Annotated in this window: 15 protein-coding genes; 13 read left to right on the top strand and 2 right to left on the bottom strand. The window is 71.0% G+C overall.

Annotated features, from left to right (window positions below; genetic code table 11):
- Positions 1-46: 46 nt before the first annotated feature.
- The 9 genes from EWH70_RS12410 to EWH70_RS12370 all read left to right on the top strand — a co-directional run bounded on the left by EWH70_RS12410 (position 47) and on the right by EWH70_RS12370 (position 15,043).
- Positions 47-1,126 (top strand): thiopeptide maturation pyridine synthase, encoded by a 1,080-nt coding sequence (locus EWH70_RS12410; protein ID WP_130475466.1) that lies wholly within the window; start codon positions 47-49, stop codon positions 1,124-1,126.
- Between the two features lie 2 nt (positions 1,127-1,128).
- A complete protein-coding gene (locus tag EWH70_RS12405; protein ID WP_130475465.1) occupies positions 1,129-2,031 on the top strand; it encodes an acyl-CoA thioester hydrolase/BAAT C-terminal domain-containing protein in 903 nt (300 codons plus the stop codon).
- 55 nt (positions 2,032-2,086) lie between these two features.
- Positions 2,087-3,427 carry a glycosyltransferase gene (locus tag EWH70_RS12400; protein WP_130475464.1) on the top strand — a complete coding sequence of 447 codons (1,341 nt, stop codon included), beginning with the start codon at positions 2,087-2,089 and terminating at the stop codon, positions 3,425-3,427.
- Between the two features lie 914 nt (positions 3,428-4,341).
- Positions 4,342-6,324, top strand: a complete 1,983-nt coding sequence (locus EWH70_RS12395; RefSeq protein WP_130475463.1) for a TOMM precursor leader peptide-binding protein — start codon at positions 4,342-4,344, stop codon at positions 6,322-6,324.
- A 1-nt stretch (position 6,325) separates the two neighbouring features.
- The gene (locus tag EWH70_RS12390) at positions 6,326-8,314 is read left to right on the top strand and encodes a TOMM precursor leader peptide-binding protein (RefSeq protein ID WP_130475462.1); all 1,989 of its coding nucleotides are present in this window, start codon (positions 6,326-6,328) and stop codon (positions 8,312-8,314) included.
- A 19-nt stretch (positions 8,315-8,333) separates the two neighbouring features.
- Positions 8,334-9,923 (top strand): SagB family peptide dehydrogenase, encoded by a 1,590-nt coding sequence (locus EWH70_RS12385; RefSeq protein ID WP_130475461.1) that lies wholly within the window; start codon positions 8,334-8,336, stop codon positions 9,921-9,923.
- Between the two features lie 10 nt (positions 9,924-9,933).
- Positions 9,934-12,525, top strand: coding sequence for a lantibiotic dehydratase (locus EWH70_RS12380; RefSeq protein ID WP_165436249.1), 2,592 nt, complete (start codon positions 9,934-9,936; stop codon positions 12,523-12,525).
- A complete protein-coding gene (locus EWH70_RS12375; protein ID WP_130475459.1) occupies positions 12,522-13,499 on the top strand; it encodes a thiopeptide-type bacteriocin biosynthesis protein in 978 nt (325 codons plus the stop codon). Before EWH70_RS12380 ends, EWH70_RS12375 begins: the two co-directional genes overlap by 4 nt.
- Entirely contained in the window at positions 13,496-15,043 is a 1,548-nt protein-coding gene (locus EWH70_RS12370; protein ID WP_130475458.1) for a SagB family peptide dehydrogenase, read from the top strand. The genes EWH70_RS12375 and EWH70_RS12370 overlap by 4 nt, the downstream gene beginning before the upstream one ends.
- A 5-nt stretch (positions 15,044-15,048) precedes the next feature.
- On the opposite strand, the gene EWH70_RS12365 is transcribed toward EWH70_RS12370, so the two are convergent.
- Positions 15,049-16,323: an FAD-dependent oxidoreductase gene (locus tag EWH70_RS12365; RefSeq protein ID WP_165436248.1), complete on the bottom strand. Its 1,275-nt coding sequence runs from the start codon at positions 16,321-16,323 to the stop codon at positions 15,049-15,051.
- A 120-nt stretch (positions 16,324-16,443) separates the two neighbouring features.
- On the opposite strand from EWH70_RS12365, the gene EWH70_RS12360 reads away from it, so the two are divergent.
- The 3 genes from EWH70_RS12360 (at position 16,444) to EWH70_RS12350 (ending at position 21,174) form a co-directional block, all read left to right on the top strand.
- Positions 16,444-17,109 (top strand): class I SAM-dependent methyltransferase, encoded by a 666-nt coding sequence (locus tag EWH70_RS12360; RefSeq protein ID WP_130475456.1) that lies wholly within the window; start codon positions 16,444-16,446, stop codon positions 17,107-17,109.
- A gap of 94 nt (positions 17,110-17,203) precedes the next feature.
- Positions 17,204-18,418, top strand: coding sequence for a metal-dependent hydrolase family protein (locus tag EWH70_RS12355; protein ID WP_130475455.1), 1,215 nt, complete (start codon positions 17,204-17,206; stop codon positions 18,416-18,418).
- A gap of 125 nt (positions 18,419-18,543) precedes the next feature.
- On the top strand, positions 18,544-21,174 hold the full coding sequence (locus EWH70_RS12350) for a glycosyl hydrolase 2 galactose-binding domain-containing protein (RefSeq protein ID WP_205669100.1): 2,631 nt from the start codon (positions 18,544-18,546) through the stop codon (positions 21,172-21,174).
- 7 nt (positions 21,175-21,181) lie between these two features.
- Here the strand turns inward: EWH70_RS12350 and EWH70_RS12345 are convergent, their stop codons facing one another.
- Entirely contained in the window at positions 21,182-21,436 is a 255-nt protein-coding gene (locus EWH70_RS12345) for a hypothetical protein (protein ID WP_130475453.1), read from the bottom strand.
- Between the two features lie 227 nt (positions 21,437-21,663).
- On the opposite strand from EWH70_RS12345, the gene EWH70_RS12340 reads away from it, so the two are divergent.
- Positions 21,664-23,622: an SDR family oxidoreductase gene (locus tag EWH70_RS12340; RefSeq protein ID WP_130475452.1), complete on the top strand. Its 1,959-nt coding sequence runs from the start codon at positions 21,664-21,666 to the stop codon at positions 23,620-23,622.
- Positions 23,623-23,790 lie beyond the last annotated feature (168 nt).

Here is a 23,790-nt window from a genome sequence, read left to right as displayed (position 1 = left end):
CGCGCATTCTTGCCGTCCACGCCCTCGTGATGGGTAGGCTGCCGGTATGGGCGAGTGGCAGGGGATTCAGGTCTACTACTACGAGGAGAACAAGGACGGGTTGATCCTCGACTGCGTCCGTCCGTTGTTCGACCGGCTCGCACCGCGGGTCGAACAGCTGTTCTTCACCCGGCACTGGCTCCGCGGCCCGCATTTGCGGCTGTCGTTTCATGCCGACGAAGCCCTCCGGGCCGGGCTGATCGTCCCGGAGACCGAGCGGGCCGTCACCCGGTATCTCGCCGAACACCCGTCGACGGCGGAATTCGACGAGCGTGAGCTGCTGGCCACCCATCGCGCGGTGGCCGTGCAGGAGCAGGAGCCGGGGCCGCTGGAGCCGTTGCACCCGGACAACTCCCTGCGGTACGCCCCGCACGACCGGCGGATTCAGGTGCTCGGCAGCACGGCCGCCGCCGAGCTGCTGGAGGGCTTCTACACCGCCACCAACGCGATGGTGTTCGCCGCGCTGGAGCGGGTCCGGGCGGGGGAGAGCAGGCTCACCCTGGCGCTGGACCTGATGATGGCCACGGCGCACGCCATGTGGCCGGGCATCGACCGGGGCTTCATCTCCTACCGTTCGCACGCCGAGGGGTTCATCGTCCGCGCGGCGGACCCGGCGGCGCGCCGTGCCTCCTGCGACGAGATGTACCGCTCGCAGGCCGCTGCGCTGCGGGAACGCCTGGTGGCGGTGCTCGACACCCTGGACAACGGGACGGACTCGGTCCCGTTCGTCACCGACTGGGTGACGGTCCTGCGCGGCTTCCGCGAGCGGGCCGAACCGCTGATCGCCTCGGGTGACCTGACGTTCGCCGCGGCCGAGCGAGGATACGCCCAGCGCGACTGGGATCCGGCGATGCTGGAGCACAGCACGTTCCACCGGCTGTTGCAGGGCGACGGCGGCCGGATGGAGCAGCTGCAGCGCGACCCGGCGTTCCTCGGGTTCCGCTTCGCGCTCAACTACCTCTACCTGCACCTCAACCGCATCGGGATCCGCCCGGTCGAGCGATTCCTGCTGTGTCACCTCATCGCGGGAGCCGTCGAGGACCACTACCGGATCTCGGCCAACGACTTCGTCGCGACGGGACGGTGAGCATGGGAGTGGTGACCGTGCCGGTGTCCCGGCCCGGCCTGGTGGGCGTCCTGTGCGCCCCGGACGCGCCGGGTCCGCACCCCGCCGTCCTGGTGGTCGGCGGTTCCGAGGGGTCCGTCCCGGAGTTCGCCGCGCGGGCGCTCGCCGGGGAGGGATTCGCCGCGCTCGCCGTGGCGTACTTCGGAACCGGGCCGCTGCCACCGGACCTGGTGGAGATCCCGGTCGAGTACTTCACCGCCGCGGTGGACTGGCTGGCCGGCAGGCCGGAGGCCGACGTGGACAGGCTGGCGGTGCTCGGCCGGTCGCGCGGCGGTGAACTCGCGTTGCTGCTCGCCGCGTCGTACCCGGAGCTGGTCAGGGCGGTGGTGGCCTACGTCCCGAGCAGCGTGGTCTGGCAGGCGGTGCCGTCGGATCCACGCGCGATGATGGGACCGGCGCGGTCGTCGTGGCGGCACGGCGGCGAGCCCGTTCCGTTCGTGCCGATGCTGCCCCCGACCCCGGCCGACGCCGCCGAGTTCATGGGTTTCCTGCGGGGACAGCCGGTGTCGTTCCGCTCGTCGTTCGAACGGGCGCTGAGCCAGGAGGCCGAGGTCGCCGCCGCGTCGATCCCGGTCGAGCGGATCAACGGCCCGGTCCTGGTGCTCAGCGGCGGGGAGGACAGGCTGTGGCCGTCGGTGGACTTCGGCGAGCGCATCGTGTCCCGGCTGACCCGGCACGGTCACCGGTACGCCTGCCGGCACCTCAGCTTTCCCGAGGCCGGGCATCTGCTCGGTGTCCCCGGTACGGCGCTGCGGCCGCGGCGCCCCGGATTCGACCGGATCATGATGGGCGGTGATCCGGAGACCGACGAGAAGGCGAGCAGCGCCTGCTGGCCCGCCGTCGTCGACTTCCTCACCGCGGTCTGAACCTGCCCCGCTACCCTTGGCCGATACGTCCGTTTTGTCGGCTATGGGGGCCATTGTGGGTATCTCGGTTCTGTGCGTCAGCGGGTCGCATCCCGGTCTCTTCCATCCCTTCCTCCCGCTCGCGGTGGAACTGGCCGCGACGCCGGACGTCGACGTGGTCTTCGCCTGCACCGACGACCGGAAGGCCGATCTCGAGAACGCCCCCGGGGTGCGGTTCGAAAGCCTGGGGCCCGCCGCGCGGGGCGAGACGCCGGGTTCCTGGAGCGCGCGGACCTACGCGCGGCTCGACTCGCCTTCCCGGGTGGCCGCCTACCGGGCGACCATCGAACACCTGCACGCCGCCCTGTTGCCCACCTGGCTGGACCGCTACGAGGTCCTGCTGGGCCTGGCGGAACGGTACCGGCCCGATGTCGTGGTACTCGATTCGCAGGCGGGGTGGGGAGCCGACGCGGCGATCAGCGCCGGTGTTCCGTACGTCGTCAACTCGGCTCTGCCGGTGAGCTACCTGTTCCCGCGGGCGATGGGGTGGAACCACCCGGCCCCGATGTCCGGGCTGCCGTTCGGCATGGGCCCGGGGCGGCAACTGGCGAACCAGCTGTTCAAACTGCTGCGGGTGACGGCCTTCGCCAGCGGCCCGATCCGGCGGGCGTTCGCGGAGAACGTCGCCCGGCGACGGCGGCTCGGCCTGCCGCCGAACACCGGGCCGGCGCACTACGCCGCCGGTGCGCGGGCGGTCCTCGGCAACTCCGTGTTCGGCATCGAGTACGGCTTCCGCCGCCCGCCGCGCACCGTGCGGATGGTGGGGCCGATGCTGCCTCCGCGGGGGCGGGCCGACGACCGCTACGGCGAGTTGTTCGACTGGCTCGACGGCAGCGAGTCGGTGGTCTACGTCGCGCTGGGCACGATGATGCGGCCGACCGGGGGACAGGTGCGGGCGCTTGTCGAGACCGCCCGCAGGCTCGCTCCCCGGCACCGGCTGCTGTGGAGCCTGCCCCGGCACCGGGACGCGCTGCCCGCCGAGCTGCCGGAGAACCTCCGGGTGGAGGAGTGGGTTCCCCAGGTCGAGGTACTGGCACATTCAGCCGTCCGGGTGTTTCTCACCCACGGCAGCAACGGCTCGCACCACGGCCTGGTGTTCGGCAAGCCGCTGCTGGTCATGCCGCACTCCTGGGACACACGGGACCAGGGAATGCGCTACGTGCACAGCGGCGCCGCCCTGATCACCGGCCGGGCGTCGGCGGTGACCGCCGACGAGCTGGTCAGCGGGCTGACGCGGCTGCTGTCGGACCCGGCCTACGGCCATCGAGCCCGGCACTGGGCGTCGCGGCTGCGTGCCGCGGGGGGTGCCGCGGCCGCCGCGAGCGTCGTCCTCGACCAGGCGCGAACCGGATCGTAGTCGGCCGACTGCGCCGGGTTGATTGACGTCGCGGTGGCCATGCGGCAACAATGGTCGGAACTGGGCGAACTTGTGGGGAGTTCATGATTGGATCTGGGGGCTTTTCGGTGACGTGCACGCGGCGTCTCTCGTGATGCGCGAAGCGTAGTTTTTCTTCATTTCGTGGTCGGCGTCCGCCGTTTTGACGGGCGGGTGATCGGTCGCTGAAGCGTGCGCGCGTTCCGTTGTTTTCGCGAGCGGCGTTGTTTTGTCGCGATTATCCGCGGCGTGCGTTCACATATGTGCATCCTGAGAATTCTCAGGATGCTCTCAGTAATGCGCGTGAAATGGTGGTGAGCTACTCGTGAGTCGGTTCTGCCAGTACTCTTTTCGGCCTAATGGCGATTGGCTGGAATCGGCGCGGGCATTCATGGGCGATCTCGTGACAGCCCAACATCCGCCGTGCTAGAAACGACGACGTCGATGTCGCGATCCTAGGTACGACAACGTCGACGTTCCGTATATTCCATTCAATGAGAAAGTGGGGTATGAGCATGGAGGGTCTGAAGCTCGAACTCGAGAGCCTCGAGGTGGAGAGCCTCTCCTTCGGGGGTGACGCGGAGCGCGACCTGCAGTCGCTTGGCATGGGCCACGGCATGACCGAGGTCGGCGCCTCCGCCGGCTGCTGCTGCTGCACCTGCAGCTGCTGCTGCTGCCCGTGTGGCTGACGTGATCCACCTGCGGTAGCTGGGGGAATTCCTCCGGCTGGGTGAGCACCGCTCGCCGGCCGCGGAGGCGGCACGGGACCCGGGCCCGGGTCCCGTGCCTGCCGTGCGTCATTCGAAGTCGGAACCTGTGAAGCCTGGACGGACCAAGTGAAGCCGAAGCTCAAGAACGACACGCTGTACCTTCCTTCGGCCGAAGGAATCTACTTCGTGAGCAATCACGGAACGCTGACGCTGGACGGCAAGCACATCTACCAGTGGGTCGACAAGCTGGCTCCGTTCCTCACCGGTGAGCACACCCTGGACGAGATCACCGCGAGCCTGTCCGAGGACCGCAAGCGGATGGTCACCGGCCTGATCACCGGGCTGGTGCGACAGGGCTTCGTCAAGGACGTCGGCGACGACCGTCCACATGGGCTGGACGCGGCCGAGCTGGCCGCCTACGAGTCCGAGATCGCGTTCATCGACTACTACCGCGACTCGGCCGCACATCGCTTCGAGACCTTTCGTGCCGCCAAGGTGCTGCTCGCGGGTTCGGGCCGTACCGTAGCCGCCCTGGTCCAGGCCTGCCTGCACACGGGAAGCCGGGAGATCGGCCTGCTGCTGACCGGCGAGACGGCCACCGACCGGTCCCGGATCGACGAGTACGTCGCCCACGCGCGCGAACGCGACGGCAGGCAGACCGTCACCGACGTCCCGGTGCCGGAGTGGTCCGACGGCGGGCTCGCTGCCGCGATCGCCGGTTACGACGTCGTCATCCACGTGTCCGACAAGCCGATGCTCGATCGCGCGCGCCTGTTCAACCGGGTCTGCGCCGGGCAGGGCACGTTGCTGGTGCAGGCCGTCGTGGACGGCCGGAACGCCTGGGCCGGCCCGCTGGTCACCGGTGGCGACGGCGCCTGCTGGGAATGCGCCTGGCTGCGGGTGCTGGGCCGCGACGGTGCCGCCGCCGAGCTGGCCGACCGTCCCGAGGTGACCCCCAGCGAGTTCCTCGCCGGGCCGACCGCCGCGATCGTCGCCAGCCAGCTGATGTTCGAGGTGTTCAAGCACCGCACCGAGGCCGGCCCGGTCGAGACCGCGGGCGCGCTGGTCCGCTTCGACCTGGAGACGCTGCAGAGCGCCAACCACCCGGTCACCCGCCATCCACTGTGTACCGCCCATGAGACACCGGCGCCCCGCACCGAGCGGGAGTTCCTCGACGCCGTGACCGCGCTCGCCGGCGGTCCCGAGCTGACCTCCGACGAGTTCTCGACGGCCGCGGCCGCGTGCTTCGACGAGGAGACCGGCCTGCTCGCCAGCCTGGACGAGGGCGACTTCGGTCAGCTGCCGCTGAAGGTGTCGCGTGCCGAGTACGGCAACGTCGCGCTGCTGCCCGGGTTCGACCGGGAACAGGCGGCGGCCGTCGAGGTGGCCACCGACTTCACCGAGGCGCGGGAGCGGGCGACCAGGCGTGCCTGCGAGCTCTACGCCGCCAGTGCCGCCGACCGGCGCAGGCTGGCCGATGGCCGGGTGTGGGGACTGGACCTGACCACCGGCGAGGCCAGGGAGATAGACGCGGCCGAGGTGTTCCCGGTCCTGCGCGACGTCGCCCCGTCCGCGGCCAACGCGCCGGGCCTGTCCTCCGGGGCGACCTGGGCCGAGGCCCTGGGCAGGGCGCTGCTGGCGCACACCGAACGGGTCACCCTCGCCGAGCTGGCCACCGCCACCGGACCCCGCCCGCGCGTGGATTCCGGAGCGGTGCGGCACACCGAGCTGGCCACCCGGTACCTGACGATGCTTGACGCACTCGGCGTGGAGGTGACCGTCCACGACGTCACCGGCACGCTGGGCGTACCCACCTTCGTGTCCTGTGTGGACGGTCGGCCCGCCGGTGCCGCGACGGGCTTCGACCCGGCGGTGGTGTTCGAGACGGTGCTCGAACGGGCACTGCGGCACCACCAGGCACGTCAGCAGAACTGGCCGGCCTACGCGGTGGGGCCCGCGGTGCCGGAGTTCCCCGAGCGGCTGCGGGGTGACGACACCGCCGCGCCCGGCGAGGCGGGCCCAGGGGACTGGGACGAGGCGAAGACCGAGCTGGTCCGGCGCCTGGGCGAGGCGGGTCACCGGCCGGTGGCGGTCCCGCTCGACCACGACCCGGTTCTCACCGGTGTGCTGCCCTACGTCGTCAACGTCGTACTCGTGGAAGAGAACTAACGTGAACGAGGCCAACACGCTCCGGATCGGCATGGCCGGCGAGGGCAGGATCCACGAGGCGGCGCGGGCCCGGCTGGCCGGAAACCACGACGTGGTGACGCTGGACGGCGGCAACCGCGACTCGGTGTCCGATGTGGACATCGTGCTGCTGGTCGAGGACACCTGGGACCGGCGGCGCCAGCACGACTGGAACGACTGGGCGCTCACCGCCGGGGTGCCGCTGCTGCCCGTCTACGTCACGCCCGGCGCGGCCATCGCCGGCCCGCACTTCACCCCGGCGCGGCAGGGCTGTGTGATCTGCGTCGAGGAACGCAGGCTGCGCGCGCGCAACGACCACGGCGACTACGGCAAGGCACTCGAGGCGGGCCCGGCGACGATCGCCGGTGCCGGCCGGATGTGGCTGACGTCGGTCGCCGTCGAGCTGATCGCCACCGTGCTCGCACACGAGGTCGGCTGGATCGCCGGCGGCGCGGACGTCGTCGCGTTCGACGGGACACTGCTGCGGGTCCGGCTGGACGACCTGCGTACCAGCACGCACCGGTGGCTGCCGGATCCGCTGTGCGAGCGGTGCGGCACGCTGCCCGACGACACCAGGGAGCGTGCCGAGATCACCCTGCGGTCCAGGCCGAAGGTCGCGCCCGACACCTACCGGGTGCGCTCGCTCGCCGGTGAGCGGGACAAGCTGCACCGCATCTACGTCGACGACGAGGCCGGGCTGCTGCGTGCCGTCTACAAGGAAGGGCGCAGTGTCTTCCCCAGCTCCAGCTCGCCGATGGGGCTGCGGGCCACCACCCGCACCGAGGTCGGTTACGGGCATCAGCTGAACTTCGCGGCCAGCCAGCTCACCGCCGTCGCCGAGGGCATCGAGCGTTACGGCGGCATCGAGCCGGGCGGGAAACGCACGGTGGTGCGGTCGACCTACAACAAGCTCGGCGACGACGCGCTGGACCCGACGACCCTGGGCCTGCACTCCGACGAGCTGTACGACCTGCCGAACTTTCCGTACCCGCGGTACCACCACGACCTGGAGTTCAACTGGGTGTGGGGGTACTCCTTCGCCAGGCAGCGGCCGATCCTGGTGCCGGAGAACTACGCGTACTACGGCACCGTCTACCGCAACACCCGTGATCACCCGTTCGTCTACGAGATCTCCAACGGCTGCGCGCTGGGCGGCTGCCTGGAGGAAGCCATCCTCTACGGCATCCTGGAGGTCGCCGAGCGCGACGCGTTCCTGATGACCTGGTACGCCCGGCTCGGCGTACCACGCATCGACCCGCGGTCGGCGCCCAACCCGGACGTCTCGCTGATCATCGAGACCATCGAGAACTTCTCCGGTTACTCGATCGAGGTCTTCAACATCACCATGGAGCAGGGTATCCCGGCCTTCTGGGTGATGGCGGTCGACCGCAAGGGCATGCCGGACATGCCGAAGGTGCTGTGTGCGTCCGGCTCCAACCTGAACCCGGAGAAGGCACTCGCCAACGCCTTGATGGAGCTCGGGCCGCTGGTCAGCAGGCCGCCGGAGTTCCACCGGCAGAACCGTCCGCGCGTGGAGCGGATGCTCGCCGATCCGTACGCCGTGGTGTCCATGGAGGACCACGCCGCGCTCAACGGCGCGCCGGAGGTCTTCGACCGCTTCGACTTCCTGCTGAACTCCACCGGGCGCCAGACCTTCGGCGAGGCGTTCAAGGACTACTACCAGAAGCCGAGGAACACCGACCTGCGCGACGACCTGTCCGAGACGCTGGACCAGTACCTGCGCAGCGGCCTGGACGTGGTGGTGGTCGACCAGACCACCCCCGAACACCGCGCGGGCGACTTCAGCTGCGTCAAGGTGATGATCCCCGGTGCCCTGCCGATGACGTTCGGGCACCAGCGCCGGCGCGACCGCGGCTTCGAGCGGCTCCACCGGATCCCGCACGAGCTGGGCTACTACGACCGGCCACTGACCGACGCCGACATCAACCCGCACCCGCATCCCTTCCCGTGACCCGCGACGAGGAGGTGTGATGGGCAACTGGGACGCCGACCTCGGCGACCACTACCTGCGCCGGACCGTCCACGAGGCGGAGGAACTGTTCGCGCAGGTGCTCAGCGAGGACCCGATCGGCCCGGACCCGCTGCCGTTCAAGGTGTACCGCGGCGTGCGGCGGTACGCCCTGCCGGAGAGCGTGCCGCTGGAGATCGGCGACGCCAGGGTGACGCTGGACGGCGGGCCCCCGCCTGCCGTCCGGTCGGCGGCTCCGGACGAGCACCTGCTGTCGGCGCTGCTCTACCACGGCTACGGCTTCTCCCGGTGGGACCAGGGGCCGGGTGCGGTCTGGCCCTACCACCGTACCGTCGCGTCCGCGCGTTGTTACTTCCCGACCGAGCTGTACCTGTGGACGGCGGGGGCGGGGCAGCTCCCCGCCGGCCTGTACCACTACGACAACCTGCACCACGCGCTGGAGTCCGTGCGCGAGGGCGACCACCGGGCGGAACTGGAACGCGTACTGGCCACCGATCTCGACGGTGCGCACACCGTCCTGCTGCTGTCGTCGCTGTTCTGGAAGAACGCGCACAAGTACCGCGGCTACTCCTACCGGCTGTGCTCGCAGGAGGCCGGAATGGTGGCGGGCAACGCACTGCTCGTCGCCGGTGCGCTGGGCCTGCGCGGTCACGCGCACTACCAGTTCCTCGACCGGGACGCGGGCGCGCTGCTCGGACTGGAGCCGTCCGAGGAACACGTCTTCGCCGTCCTGCCGTTGTACCCGGCCTCCCACGAGGACGGTGTCGTACGGCGGGTGCGGCCCGGTCCGGCGCCCGTCCGGACGGAGCGGCACACGCACGTCCGCGCCGAGGGGCCGGAGCATCCGCACGACGACCTGTTCACCTCCATCGCGGGCAACTCGTGGCTGGAGGGGGAGGGCGAGTTCGCCGTCGAGGTGCCCGAGGCGCCCGCCGCCCGGCCCCGATGCACCCGCGACGCCGCAGTCGTCGCGATGCCGCCCCCTCGGGAGGAGCCGATCGGGCTCGGCTCCGCGCTGCGGACCCGCAACTCCGGCAACGTCCTGTTCAACCCGGTGGCGAAGACCCTGCCGCTCGGGGACTTCTGGGAAATCGTCCGGTACGCGACCAGCCCGTACGCCAGCGACCTGCGGGAAGGAACGGGGGAGCCGGGGCTGAGCCTGACCGTCGTCGCCTTCGACGTCGCCGGGCTGCCACGCGGCGTCTACCGGTTCTGCCGTGGGCACGGCGGCCTGCACCCGGTGGCCGAGGGCGACTTCGCCATGCCGCTGCAGGGCGCGCTGCCGGTGCCCAACCTGAACCTGTGCGCGTCGAACTTCGTCTGCTACCTGGCCGCCGACTACGCCGCGGCCAGCGCGAGGTTCGGCAACCGGGCCTACCGGGTGATCAACATCGAGGCCGGGATCGTCGCGCAGCGGCTCAGCGTGCTCAGCGCCGCGTTCGGCCTGTCGGCCCGCGTGCACAACGGTTACGACGCCGCCGGGGTGGAGTCGGTCCTGCGGCTGGACGAGGAGAAGCTCACGCCGTTCTTCCAGATCGCCGTGGCACACAACCGGGCGGGTGTCCAGGTCGGGCTCCCGCTGCTGTTCTAGGGGGTTCGCGGTGAGTCCAACTGTCGACCCCACGTTCGTCGTCCGGATCGCCGGCCTCCCGCTGGCGGCGCTCGACCGGCTGGACGGCGGGCACGCCGCCGAGCTGGTGGAGGAGGCACTCGACCTCGAACAGTGGCTGGTGCGGCAGGGAGCCGTGCTGTCGGACGGCCTGCACGAGGTCATCGGGCAGACCGGCGACACCGCGTTGCGCCGCCGGCTGATCGCACTGCGCCGGGCGGTCTTCCAGGCACGCGAGCCGAAGGACATCCCGTACGAGGAGCTGCCCGGCGGGCTGGCCGGGGACCTGAAGCGGTGGCACGAGCGGTTCCGGCGGCGGGCGGAGCTGCTGCGTACCGTCGAGGCAGGCCTGCCGCGGGACGCGTCGCGCCGCCGCCGGGCCCTGCACGAACTCGCCGCCGCGCCCGCGTTACGGGACGGCCTGGTCCTGGCGAGCAGGGACCTGCTGTTCAGCCTCGACCGTGCCGACCCCGGCCGCGCCGACCGCAAGCTGGAGCGCAAGCTCGCCAAGTACGTGTCCAGGCTGGCCGGAAAGACCAGCCCGTACAGCACGTTCACCAGCACCACCCAGGGCCGCTGGGTGGACACCGGCACCGTGGCGGACCGGCCGCGGTACGTCGTCGGCGCGCAGCGGGTAAGCGTCGTCGAGCTGAACGCCTTCACCCAGCAGCAGATCCCGCGCACGCTGTCCGGCTGGCCGGAGATCCGGCCGCACCTGACGTTGTCGGTCAACAGCAGTGTCGTCGAGGACGAGCGGGCGATCCGGTTCCTGGGCCGCCGGGACGGCGAAGCCGTCATCGAGCTGGCCCGCACGCCGACACTGCGCCGTTTCCTGCACCAGATCCGGCACGGTGCCGACCGGACCCACGGCGGTGTGGTGCGCGCGCTGGCCGGGCTGGAACGTGCCGACCGCAGCGAGGAGATCGCCGGCTTTCTCGACAAGCTCGTCGACGTCGGCCTGGTCGAGATCGGGTTCGGCATCGCGGACGACGAGACCGACCAGCTGGGTGCACTCGTCCGCGCGCTGGAGGACTTCACCGGGGAGCGGGTGGAGCGGGTCCGGTCCACCGTCGCCGCGCTGCGCGACGACCTGGCGGGCTACGCGAGCGGCGAGGGCGGGCGGCTGGACAGGTCCGCGGGCATCACCCGGCGGCTCACCGATCTCTACGGCCAGCTCGGCTGGGACGCCACCGGCGACAACTTCCCGAAGAACGTGTTCTACGAGGACGTGCTCGTGGCCGGACCCGGCTCCGACGTGCCGGTGCGGCCGTGGCGGGAACTGCTCGGCGAGCTGGACCTGGTGCGGCACCTGGCCGGTCTCTACGACCGGTTCCTGCCCGGCCGGATCGCCGCCGAGGCGTTCTTCACCCGGCACCACGGCCCCGGCGAGCAGGTGCCGTTCCTGGACTTCTACCGCGCGTTCTGCCGCGAGCTGGGCACACCGGCCGGTGCGGACCTCGCCACCTGCTACGAACGCGCGTTCCCGGTGCCGCGCGTCGGGCCGGCCCGCCTGGACACCCTGGCCGGACTGCAGGCGGAACTGGCCGGCGCGGTCGCCGCGCTGCCCGCCGACGACGCCGGCGTGCGTCACCTCGACGGCGCGTGGCTGCGGGACTTCGCCGCCCGCCTGCCCGCCTTCGTGCGTCCCATCGAGTCGATGGCGTGCTACGTGCAGCCGATGGCCGCCCCTGACGGTGGTGTCACCGCGGTACTGAACGAGCTGATGACCGGCCACGGGCGCAGCCGGGCCAGGCTACTGCGGCTGGACCGCATGGCGGGCCTCGGCACCTTCGACCTGCCCGATCCGGCGCGGCGGCCTGGGCACGTCGCCGAGATCACCGGCACCGTGGGCTCCAACCTCAACCTGACCCACCCGGTCAGCCGCGACGAGATCAGCTACCCGCTCAGCACCAGCGGGCGGCCGGAGGAGAACCGGCTCGCGCTGGCCGATCTGCAGGTCGTCCACGACCCGGCGGCCGGCGAGCTGCGCCTGGTGTCGAAGGACCACGGGACCACCGTCACGCCGGTGCACACCGGTGTCATGGTGGAGTTCCTGCTGCCTCCGGCCTACCGCTTTCTCATCCAGATGTTCGGTCAGGCCGTGCCGCGGTTCGAGTTCGTCAAGCACCTGGCCACCGCGTCACCGACGGCCGAGCACGACGGTGTCCGCCGCCATCCGCGGCTGGTGCTGGGCTCGCTGGTGGTCAACCGGGCCACCTGGGCCGCCCCGGCCGCGGTGCTGCCCCGGCGGGGCACGCTGTCCGCGGTGGAGTACCTGCTGGAGGTCAACCGGTGGCGCAGGCGGCACGGCCTGCCGCGGCGGTGCTTCGTCCGGGCGATGGCCGGGCGGGGCACGCCGTCCCAGCGGTCGCGTGTGGACGGTCTGTTCGACAAGACACGCAAGCCGGTGTACGTCGACTTCGGCAGCCCGCTGCTGCTGGACGTGCTCGACGAGGTGGTCACCGGCACCGATCAGCTGCTGGTGTTCGAGGAGATGCTCCCCGGCCGGGGGGAGGCCGTCGTCGAGCAGGACGGTGAACTGCGTGCGGCGGAGTTCGTGATCGAGTTGGGTGGGAAGCCGTGACCGTGACACCGGACTGGACCAGCGTCCACATCCACTACCACGATTCGCTCGACGAGCTGATCACCGGCGCGGTGCGCCCGCTGGCCGCCGACCTGACCGGACGGGGACACCTCGACGGGTACTTCTTCGTCCGCCACTGGCAGGGCGGGCCGCACCTGCGGCTGCGGCTGCGGACGCCGGCCGACGTCACCGGGCCGGTCGAACAGCACATCGGCGGTTTCCTCGCCGCCAGCCCGTCGCGGACGGTGATCAGCGAGGAGGACTACCTGCGCGTCGCCGGCCCGCTCGTGTCCATCGAACGCGGCCAGGACGAGGTCGAGCCGTTGCGGCCGAACAACTCCGTCCACCACGTCGCCTACCAGCCGGAGTACGCCCGCTACGGCGGGACACCCGAGGCGATGCGGGCGGTGGAACGCAACTTCACCGAGTCCAGCGCGCTTGTCGCGGAGGTGCTCGCCGCCTCCGCCGACCCCGGACGGCGCACCGGGCAGGCGCTGGCGATGATGCTCGTGTGCGCGCTGACGGCCGCGGGGAGCGCCGACGCGCTGCCCGGCTATCTCGCCACCGGTCAGCGGGACTGGGGGCGGCGGCTGCTGTTCGGTGACGCCGACGCCGGTGAGCGGCGGTTCGAGGAGAAGTACCAGCGTCAGCGACCACGGCTGATCGCCCTGGTCGAGGAGATCACCCGCCTCGCGGGCGAACCCGAAGCCGGTCCGCCGTCGGCCGTGACCCGGTGGCTGTCCTCGGTGCGGACGCTGCGGGCGGAGCTGGCCGCGTTGCGGGAGCGGGGGCTGTTCACGCCGGCCGAGGTTCTCATGTCGCGTGTGGACGGTGCGGACGCCGAACTGGGCAGCGTCCTGCTGTTCTGCTCACACATGCACAACAACCGCCTGGGAATCTCGCTGCCGGAAGAGGCCTACCTGATGTACCTGCTCCTGCGTGCCACCACCGAAGCCGCGGGGGTGCCCGGATGACCGGCCTGGTGGCCCCCGGTACCGCCGCGCGGCGGTACGTCGAGATCGCCGAGGGCCTGCCCATCCCCGAGGAGGTCGACTGGGACGACGCGCCCGGCCAGTTCAAGCTGTACCGGGGACTGCCCCGGATCCAGCTGGACGACGAACCCGCCGCACGGCTGCTCGCCGACGGCTACGGGCTGACCCGCTACCGCTGGACCGCGGCCGACGCACTGCGCAGGGTCATCGGGACCCGGGGCGCCGAGCCACCCGGCGGCGCGAAACTGGCCAGGAACACGCTGCGCCCGGTGCCGTCGGGCGGATCACGCTTCCCCGCGGAACTCTACGTCGTCGCCGGACCGGACGGCCCGTGGCCGGCGGGGGTCTACCACTACGACGCCGCCCACCACGCACTGGTGACCCTGCGGGAGGGCGACTGGACACCGGAGCTGGCCGCCGCGCTCGGGCAGCCGGCCGCCAGTCCCGGTCTGACGTTGCTGACCAGCGTGTTCTTCTGGAAGAACGCCTTCAAGTACGGCGAACTCACCTACCGGCTGTGCGGGATGGACCTGGGCGTCGTCATCGGGCAACTGCTCGCGCTCGCCGACGGGCACGGCCTGCCCGCGGCGGTGCGGTACCAGTTCGTCGACGACCAGCTCGACCGCCTGCTGCGGCTGGATCCGCTGCGGGAGAGCGTCTACGCGGCGGTCACGCTGGACGACCGGGAGAGCGTGCCCGCGTCGGCGGCGCGGCTGTCCCGGGACGAGGCCGGGGTGCTGCCCTCCCGGACCGGGACCGGTTCCCGGGCCGAGCGGGAGTGGACGCTGCGCGACCGCCCGGCACAGGAACACACCCACCTGGCATCCCGGCTGTCCGATGTGGACTACTTCCGGGCGCGTGGTGCCCTGCCCGAGATCGACGTGGGCGGGGTGCCGAAGGACGGAACGGCGGAACTGCCGCGACGGCGGGTGGACCTGCTGGCGGGCCTGGCACGCCGGCGGTCGTCGATGGGTTACTTCGTGCCTGCCGACATGAGCGCGGACACCCTGTCGGCGCTGCTGACGGCGGCCACGGGTGGCTACACCAGCGACCTCGACGGTGAGCAGCCGCGAGTGCGGCACACCTCGCTGTTCTGCGCGATCAACCGGGTCAGCGGCGTCGAGCCGGGCGTCTACCGGTTCGATCCGGCGGCCGCCGCGCCGCGCCTGGAGCTGGTCACCGCGGCCGACCTCGGCGACGAGTTCCAGGAAGCCCTGCTGTTCAAGCTGTTCAACCTGACCCACACGAACCTGTGTGTCTACCCGGCAGGCGACTACGAGTCCGGCTTCGAGGTGCACGGTGACCGGTGGTACCGCATGCAGAACATCGAGGCCGGGATCGTCACCCAGCGGCTCTACCTGGCCGCGGCCGCGCTGGGACTGCGTTGCCACGCCAGCCTCGGCTACGACGTGCTGGCGACCAACCGGCTGCTCGGCCTCGGTGGAACCCGGCTGACCGCGCTGATCCAGGTCATGATCGGAGCGGGCAAGGCGCCAGGCGACTTCTACGAAGCCGCCTGGCGCTGAGGTGGTCAGCCGCGTGTGCGCCCGTTCCCCGCCCGGCCTGCTGCCTGGCGACGCTGCATCATCCCGTTGAGGAAGCGGAAGAACACCTGGGACAGTGCGACCGCGATCCGGTTGCTCTGCAGGCCCTGCTTCTGGTAGCGCAGTGCCTTGCGGACGGCGGCGAACCCGTACTCCAGCATGGCGGCCTCGTAGACCCGGATGGCGTCGGGTGCCTTCGCCGCGCCGTCCCGGACCGACACGAGCTGCCGGCACAGCAGGTCGGCGTCGCGCAGGGCGGTGTTTCCGCCGAGCCCGCCCACCGGCGACATGCTGTGCACGGCGTCGCCGAGCAGCGTGACGTTGGTGGTCTCCCACGGCTCGATCGGGACGGACGTCTTGTAGGGCACCAGAAGCGTGCTCTCCGGGTCGGACTCGGCGACGAGCCTGCGCAGCTGCGGATGCCAGGTGCCGATGAGGCGTTCGATGAACGACTTGAGCTGGGAGCCGTCGAGTGACTCGATATTCGCCGGGCAGGCGTCGCGCCGCACCACGAACGCGGTGCCGACGTAGGCGTCGTCGGGGCCGGCCGGGCGGTCCGCGGCGCCGGAGGTGCGGTCGAACACCGAGATCGAGAGGAAGAACGGAGCGGGAGCCATGATCATGCTGCGGCCCGTGGACAGTGGGGGTTCCAGCCAGGAACGCACCTCGTCGGTGAGCGGGAGCTTGAGGCCGATGCCGTACGCGTTGGTGTCCACGCGTTCGACCTGCGGCAGGTACTGGCGGCGAACCGGCGAGTTGACGCCGTCCGCGCCGACCAGGACGTCGCCCGTGGCGGTGGTGCCGTCGGCGAAGTGAGCGGTGATCGTGCCGTCGGCCGCGCGTTCGTACCGTTCGAACTTCTTGTCGAAATGCAGCACGTCGTCGAGATCGGTGAGGAGAACTTCACGCAACGTGACACGGTCGATGGCGTGCGACCGTTCCGTCGGACCGGAGTCGGGCGATTCGTGGGCTTCCGGTTCCATTACCATGAGCTGCTGTAGTTGCTCGGTCATAAATCGGAAACTCCCGAGATCGACCGTGCTCTCGACGAACGTGTCCCAGACCTTTTCCGGGAGGCACGCGTTCAGTGCCTTCGCGCCGTCCGGATCGATGTGAATCCGGTACCCTTCCAGGCGATCGGTCCTGGTACGGTCGCGTTCGTACACCGCGACGTCGACCCCGGCGCGTTTCAGCCCCTGAGCCAGGCAAAGACCTCCGATGCCACCGCCGACGACAAGTACCCTGAACGATGAATCGGGCATTCTCCGCTGGCCTCCCATGTATTGTCGGTTGATGACCGGGCGAGGCAATAGTTAAGCTGTTGCTCCCCAGTTCCGCAGCTCCCCGCAGACTGTTTCATACTACCCCTTGGATGGTCCAGGATGCAGTTGAAAGACATTCAGACGAAGGCGGGCTACGACCTGTGGGCCAGTTCGTACGAACAGACGCCCAACCCGGTCGTCGCCGTCGACGCACGGCACAGCATCGGGCTGCTGGCACCCCGCGCGGGTGAGCGCATCCTGGACGCCGGTTGCGGAACCGGCCGCAACCTGAAGCCGATGCTCGCCGCCGGGGCGCTGCCGCACGGTGTCGACTTCTCGCCGGGCATGCTGGCGGTTGCCCGCCGGGCGCACCCGGACGTGCCACTGTCCGAAGCGGACCTCGAAGGCCCGCTTCCGTTCGCCGGCGCCGAGTTCGACGCCGTCTACTGCTCGCTGCTCGGTGAGCACCTCGACCACCCCGGCCGGGCCGTGGCCGAGTTCTTCCGGGTACTGAAGCCGGGTGGCAGGCTGGTGTTCTCCGTCTTCCATCCGGTACTGGCGGCGACCGGGATGTCGGCCCAGTTCGAGAGCGACGGCGAGGCGTACAAACTGGTCGCGCACCCCTACACGGTGGACGACTACGCGGGCTGGATCACCGCGGCGGGCTTCAGCACGCCGGAGCGGCACGAGTTCAGCGGCGACGACCAGATGGTGGCCGAGGTGCCGTGGGCGTCCTGGCTGGTGGGGCGGCCGGTCCTGCTGGTGCTGACGGCGGCGAAGCCGTAGCGGGGATCAGTCGGCGAGAGGGCGCCGTTGCGGCCCACCGCGTACATCAGCGGGGTACGACGATCCGCCTGGCGTCTCGCAGTAGGGTCGGCGGATGACGCGAATCGTGATCGCCGGGGGGCAGGTCTTCGACGGCACCGGGACGCCTGCCGAAGCCGCGGACGTGCTGGTCGAGGGCGGGCAGATCGTCGACGTCGGCACCGGGCTCGACGGCGACGTACGGGTCGACGCGACCGGTCACACGGTGCTGCCCGGCCTGTTCGACTGCCACGTGCACCTGCTGTTCGACAGCGCCGACCTGGTGCGCTCGCTCAACACGCCGTTCTCGCTGCCGTTCTACCAGGCCATCGGCAACATGCGGGCCACACTCGACTGCGGCATCACCACCGTGCGGGACGCGGCAGGCGCGGACCTGGGGGTGGCCGAGGCGGTGCGGCAGGGGCTCGTCGAGGGTCCCCGCATGCAGATCGCGGTCAACATGATCTCGCAGACCGGCGGACACAACGACAGCTGGATGGCCTGCGGCGCGGAGATACCGCAGCTGCTGCCGCCGTACCCGGGGATGCCCGGCGGTGTCGCGGACGGGCCGGAGGAACTCCGCAAGGTCGTGCGGAGCATGATCCGGGCAGGCGCGGACGTCATCAAGATCGCGTCCAGCGGCGGGGTGATGTCGCCGAGGTCGAACCCGCGGCACGCGCACCTGCGTGACGAGGAACTGGCCATGGTCGTCCGCGAGGCGGAGGCGGCGGGCATCGCGGTGATGTCGCACGCGATGAGCGGCGACGGGATCCTCGCCGCGGTACGCAACGGCGTGCGCTCGATCGAGCACGGTGTCTTCCTGACCGTGGAGGCGATCGAGGAGATGTGCAGCCGCGGTACCTGGCTGGTGCCGACACTGCTGGCCCCGCGCATGGTGCTCGGCCAGGCCGACGCGGGCGTCCCGGTGTCCGACGTCGTCCTCGCCAAGGCCAGGACGGTGGTGGCCGAGCACGCGGCGTCGTTCCGGGCGGCCGTGGACGCAGGCGTGCGGATCGCGATGGGCACCGACTCCGGGGTCGGCCCGCATGGTGACAATCTCACCGAACTGACGCTGATGACCCAGAACGGCATGAAACCGGCACAGGCGTTGCACGCGGCGACCCGGTCGGCGGCCGAGCTGATGGGCCTGCGGGAGGAACTCGGCACGATCGAGGCCGGCAAGCGGGCGGACCTGGTGCTCGTCGAGGGCGACGCCGAGCAGCACGTGCTGGACGGCACGCTCAAGGATGCCATCCGGGCCGTCTACCAGGACGGCCGCAAGCTCAGGTGACCCCGGCGGGGTTGCGCGAAAATCGGTAACCGGTTCACAGTGGTCCGGACAACTGTACGGCCGCCGCCACGGTCCGCCAGGAGCGTCCAGCCATGTGCCGACGTCGATCGACGAGGGTCCTCGCTGTGGTCGCGGCCGTCCTCGGCTCCGCCCTCGTCACCGTCCCCACCGCGGCGGCGCCGCCGTCCGGAGCGCCCGCCGCCGCGCCCGCGCCGGGCCAGGTCAGCACGATCCCGGACTGGCGCATGCAAAGCAGCCGCCAGGTGCCCGCCGGCGGGGACACGGTGTCCGTGCCGGGGTTCGGCGACGGCGGCTGGTACCAGGTTGCCGCACGGTCCACGGTCATGGCCGGGCTCGTCGCGAACGGCAGGTACGGCGATGTCAACCACGGCGAGAACCTCAAGCGGGCCACCCGCGACGAGTTCACCGTGCCCTGGTGGTACCGCAAGGAGTTCACCGCCGACCCGGCCGCGGGGACGCACACGTTCCTGAAGCTGAACGGTGGCGTCATCTCCCGCGGCGAGGTGTGGCTCAACGGCACCAGGGTCGCCGGAACCGACGACGTCGTCGGCGCCTACCCGACCCACGAGTTCGACGTGACAGCGTTGCTGCGCAAGGGAAACAACGCCATCGCGATCAAGGCGATGCCCGCCGACCCGCAGAACGACCTCGCCATCCACTTCATCGACTGGTCCCAGCTGCCCCCGGACCGCAACCAGGGCCTGTTCCGCGACGTCCAGCTGGCCGGCAGCGGCGCGGTGTCACTGCGCCGCCTGCGCGCCGACGGTGACCTGCCGCTGCCCAGCCTGGACCGGGCCGACGTGACGGTGAAGGTCGACGCCCGCAACAACACCGCCCAGCCGGTGACCGCCGAGGTCACCGGCACCGTCGACGGGATCGCGTTGACGCGGACCGTCTCGCTGGCAGCGCGGGAGACCAGGACGGTGACCTTCAGCCCGGCGAACACCCCGGCGCTGCGCATCGACCGGCCCCGTGTGTGGTGGCCGTTCAGCATGGGTGCCCAGCCGATGTACGAGGCGCGGCTGCGTGCCACGGTCGGCGCCGCCGTGTCCGACACCGCCCACACCAGCTTCGGCATCCGCGAGGTCACCTCCCGGCTGAACAAGGGCGGCAGGGAGTTCTCCGTCAACGGCAAGCCGTTCCTGGTGCGGGGCGGCGGCTGGGCTTCGGACCTGTTCCTGCGCACCGACCTGCGCCGCATCGAGGACCAGCTGAAGCTCGTTCGCGGCATGGGGATGAACACCATCCGCCTGGAGGGCAAGCCGGAGAACGACGAGTTCTACGACCTCGCCGACCGGATGGGCATCATGCTGCTCACCGGCTGGGAGTGCTGCTCGAAGTGGGAGAAGTACAGCTCGTTCGACGCCGAGGACAACCGGGTGGCCGGGCAGTCCGCCGAGTCCGAGGCGCGGCGCGTACGCAACCACCCGAGCATGCTCGGGTTCCTGATCGGCAGCGACGCCGCACCACCGGGCGGGCTGGAGAAGATCTACCTCGACGCCCTGCGGCGCGCGGAGTGGAACCTGCCGGTGGTCTCGTCCGCCAAGGCCCTCAGCTCGCCGCAGCTGGGCAGTCCCGGGATGAAGATGGAAGGCCCGTACTGGTGGGAGCCGCCGGTCTACTGGTACAACGAGCGGCTCGGCGGCGCCTTCGGCTTCGCCTCGGAGATCGGCCCCGGCCCGACGATCCCGGAGATGGAGGAACTGCGGAAGTTCCTGACGCCCGGCGACATCGCCAAGCTGACCGACTACAACGCCACGCAGTACCACCTGGCACCCACCGGCACGTTCAACAAGCTGTCGTTCTGGGGAACCGCGCTGGACGACCGATACGGCAGGCCGGCAGGGCCGGAGGACCTGGTACGCAAGGCGCAGCTGGCGAACTACGAGACCAACCGCGCGCAGTTCGAGGCGTTCGGCAGGGACTGGTCGGACGCGAACAAGCCGGCGACCGGCGTCATCTACTGGATGCTCAACAACGCCTGGCCGACCATGTACTGGCACCTCTACGACTACTACCTGGCGACCGCCGGGTCCTACTTCGGCGCCAAGACAGCGCTGCGCCCGCTGCACGTCCAGTACTCCTACGACGACCGATCACTGGCCGTGGTGAACACCGGGCTGGAGCAGGTCGGCGGCCTCAACGTCGTGGTGACCCTGTTCAACGCCGACGGAACCGAGAAGGCTCGCGAGACCCGGCCGGTGACGGCCAGGGCGAACGGCTCGGTCCGGGTGGGAACGCTGCCGCAGCCGCCGGGGCTGTCGAGCACCTACTTCGCCCGGCTGCAGCTCACCGACGCCGCGGGGAAGGTGCTCGACCGCAACGTGTACTGGCTCTCGACCAAGGCCGACACGCTCGACTACGGGAAATCGACCTGGTACCACACGCCGCAGTCCGGATACGCCGACCTCAAGGGGCTGGGCAGCCTGCCGAAGGGCAGTGTGACCGGCACCGCGAAGTCCACAGTGGAGGGTGAGAACACCAGGACCACGGTGACGCTCACCAACGACGCGGGCGGCGGGCAGGTGGCGTTCTTCGTCAGGGCCACCGTGCGCAAGGGACAGGGCGGCGCGGAGGTGCTGCCGACCGACTGGTCCGACAACTACGTGACGCTGTGGCCGGGGGAGACGCTGACGCTGACCGCCACCTACCGCACGGCCGACCTCGGCGGTGCCGCGCCGGTGGTGGAGGCCGGCGGGTACAACGTGGACAAACGGGTGCTCCCGGCGGGCTGACGCCGGCTCACGCCAGTTCGGCGGACACCACGGCGGGGAGGTCGCGGACGCGGGCGAGCAGCGGCTCGACCTCCTCGCCGGGTAGCAGGACGGCACACATCATGCTGCTCTCCCGGACACCGTCGCGGATGTCGACCGACAGCTCGTGCACCTTGAGGCCGTGCTGGGCGAGGGTGCCGACGAGGCCGGGCACCTGGTCGACGCCGCCGGTGAAGTAGGTGGCGATCCGGCGCCGGACCAGGGAGGTTGTCAGGACGGGCATGGCAGGACTCCAGGGGAAGTGAACTGGCTGGAAACCGGGCCAGGCCCCGAGGAGATGCCGCTCGTCCGCGGTCGCCGGAACTGCGCGCCGGCGACCTGGGTTCAGCCGGCGCGCCGGGCTACGAGTCGCTGGGACGTCATACGGCGCTGCACGGCGACAGGCTAACACAGCGTTCACGGCTGCCAGAACCGCTGGCTTACCTACTTGTGAGTAGGTAAGCTTCGGGAATGGCTGTCTACTTCGTCACCGGCGCCACCGGCTTCCTCGGCAGGCGCCTGGTCGCCCGGCTGCTCGCCCGGCCCGAGACGCGGACCGTGTACGCCCTGGTCAGGCAGACGTCGAAGGCCCGGCTGGCGGCGCTGGCACAGGGCTGGCCGGAGCCGTCGCGGCTGGTCCCGGTGACCGGGGACCTGACCGAGCCGGGGCTCGGGGTGGACGCCGCGGCGCTGGGCAGGGTGGACCACGTGGTGCACCTGGCCGCCGTCTACGACTTCACCGCGTCCGACGAGGCCAACCAGGCCGCCAACGTCGAGGGCACCCGCAACACGCTCGACCTGGTCAGGGCCACCGGAGCGCGGCTGCACCACGTGTCGTCGATCGCCGTCGCGGGCACCTACGCGGGCCGGTTCACCGAGGCCGACTTCGACCTCGGCCAGCGCTTCGCCTCGCCGTACCACGCCACCAAGTTCGAGGCCGAGCGGCTGGTCCGCGACAGCGGGCTGCCGCATGTGGTCTACCGGCCGTCGGCTGTCGTCGGCGACTCGCATACCGGCGAGATGGACAAGATCGACGGGCCGTACTACTTCCTGCCGGCCATCTCCCGGCTCGCCGCGCTGCCCGCCCGGCTGCCGCTGGCCGCGCCTGCCATGGGTGCGACCAACCTGGTGCCCGTCGACTACGTGGTCGCCGCGATGGACTACCTGATGCACGCGGAACTGCCCTCGGGCAGCACCTTCCACCTCGCGTCGCCGCGGCCGCAGTCGCTGACCGAGGTGTACAACGCGTTCGCCAGGGCGGCGGGTGGCCCGCGTGTCGCGGCACACGTGCCCGGCGCGAAGGCGCTGCGGCGGGCCGCCCGGTTCGCCGCGGCGGGTGTGGACCGCGTGCCCGGCGGCCGCTCGGTGCGCCACGCCGTGCTGGAGGAACTGGGTGTGCCGCCTGAGGTGCTACCGCACCTGAGCATGGCGGTGCGCTTCGACACGGCGGCGACGACCGAGGCGCTGGACGGCAGCGGGATCACCCTGCCCGAGCTGCGGGACTACGCGAAACCGCTCTACGACTACTGGCGTGAGCATCTCGACCCGGACCGGGCCCGGCGTGGCGAGCGCCTGCGGGGCCGGACGGTGCTGATCACCGGTGCGTCGTCGGGTATCGGCCGGGCGTCGGCGCTGGCCGTGGCCCGGCGCGGGGCGACGGTGGTGCTGGTCGCCCGCCGTGCCGAGGAACTGGCCAGGGTGCGCGACGAGATCGTCGCCCAGGGCGGCAAAGCGGCCTGTCACCCGTGCGACCTGACCGACGGCGACGCGGTGGACGCACTGGTCAAGGAGGTGCTCGCCGAACACGGCGCGGTCGACATGCTGGTGAACAACGCCGGGCGGTCGATCCGCCGGTCGGTGCGGCTGTCGACGGACCGGTTCCACGACTTCGAGCGCACGATGGCGATCAACTACTTCGGCCCGGTGCGGCTGATCCTGCGGCTGCTGCCGTCGATGACCGAGCGCGGGTTCGGGCACGTGGTCAACGTGACCACCGCCGGGCTGCAGACCGACACGCCGCGGTTCGCCGCGTACCTGGCGTCGAAGGCGGCGCTGGAGGAGTTCGGCCTGGCGGCAGGCCGCGAGACGCTGTCCGACGGCGTCACGTTCACCTCGGTGCGGATGCCGCTGGTGCGGACCGACATGATCGCGCCGACCGGGCTCTACCGTTCGCTGCCCGCGGCCAGCCCGGAGAAGGCGGCCGCGCTGGTGGTCGCGGCGCTGGAGAAGCGGCCGGAGGTGGTGAACCGGCCGGAGGGGACGGCGGTGGAGCTGGCGACGCGGGTGATGCCGCGGGTGACCCGGCTGGCGGCGCACCTGGTCTACAGCGCGGTTCCGGAGTCCGCGCCCGAGGCCCGCGGCGGCAGGCGCAGGCACCCGGTGGCGTCCGTGGCCGCGGCCGTCACCCGGCTGGTCTGGCGGCCCCGCTAGCCTGGCCGCGCACGCGGGCACCCGGCCGTGAAGGGGACCCGCACGCGCCCTGGTGCCAGGACCCCGGCAAAGTCTGGGCGGCCGGGCTTCCGGCCGTGCTACCAAGGGCACTGTGGTTGCGTGTTGCGCTAGCAAGGTGCCGTTCGTGGCAGTGGCGTTGACCCGATG

This window comes from Amycolatopsis suaedae (assembly GCF_004214935.1).
Classification (GTDB): Bacteria; Actinomycetota; Actinomycetes; order Mycobacteriales; family Pseudonocardiaceae; genus Amycolatopsis; species Amycolatopsis suaedae.
Note: the sequence above shows the minus strand (reverse complement) of the source record. Positions and strands in the feature narration are given on the sequence as shown.

Excerpts from the sequence above, each read along its gene's own strand:
- EWH70_RS12410 (WP_130475466.1), top strand. The coding sequence starts at position 47 with ATGGGCGAGTGGCAGGGGATTCAGGTCTACTACTACGAGGAGAACAAG.
- EWH70_RS12405 (WP_130475465.1), top strand. The coding sequence starts at position 1,129 with ATGGGAGTGGTGACCGTGCCGGTGTCCCGGCCCGGCCTGGTGGGCGTC.
- EWH70_RS12385 (WP_130475461.1), top strand. The coding sequence starts at position 8,334 with ATGGGCAACTGGGACGCCGACCTCGGCGACCACTACCTGCGCCGGACC.
- EWH70_RS12370 (WP_130475458.1), top strand. The coding sequence starts at position 13,496 with ATGACCGGCCTGGTGGCCCCCGGTACCGCCGCGCGGCGGTACGTCGAG.
- EWH70_RS12365 (WP_165436248.1), bottom strand. The coding sequence starts at position 16,323 with ATGCCCGATTCATCGTTCAGGGTACTTGTCGTCGGCGGTGGCATCGGA.
- EWH70_RS12360 (WP_130475456.1), top strand. The coding sequence starts at position 16,444 with ATGCAGTTGAAAGACATTCAGACGAAGGCGGGCTACGACCTGTGGGCC.
- EWH70_RS12355 (WP_130475455.1), top strand. The coding sequence starts at position 17,204 with ATGACGCGAATCGTGATCGCCGGGGGGCAGGTCTTCGACGGCACCGGG.
- EWH70_RS12345 (WP_130475453.1), bottom strand. The coding sequence starts at position 21,436 with ATGCCCGTCCTGACAACCTCCCTGGTCCGGCGCCGGATCGCCACCTAC.
- EWH70_RS12340 (WP_130475452.1), top strand. The coding sequence starts at position 21,664 with ATGGCTGTCTACTTCGTCACCGGCGCCACCGGCTTCCTCGGCAGGCGC.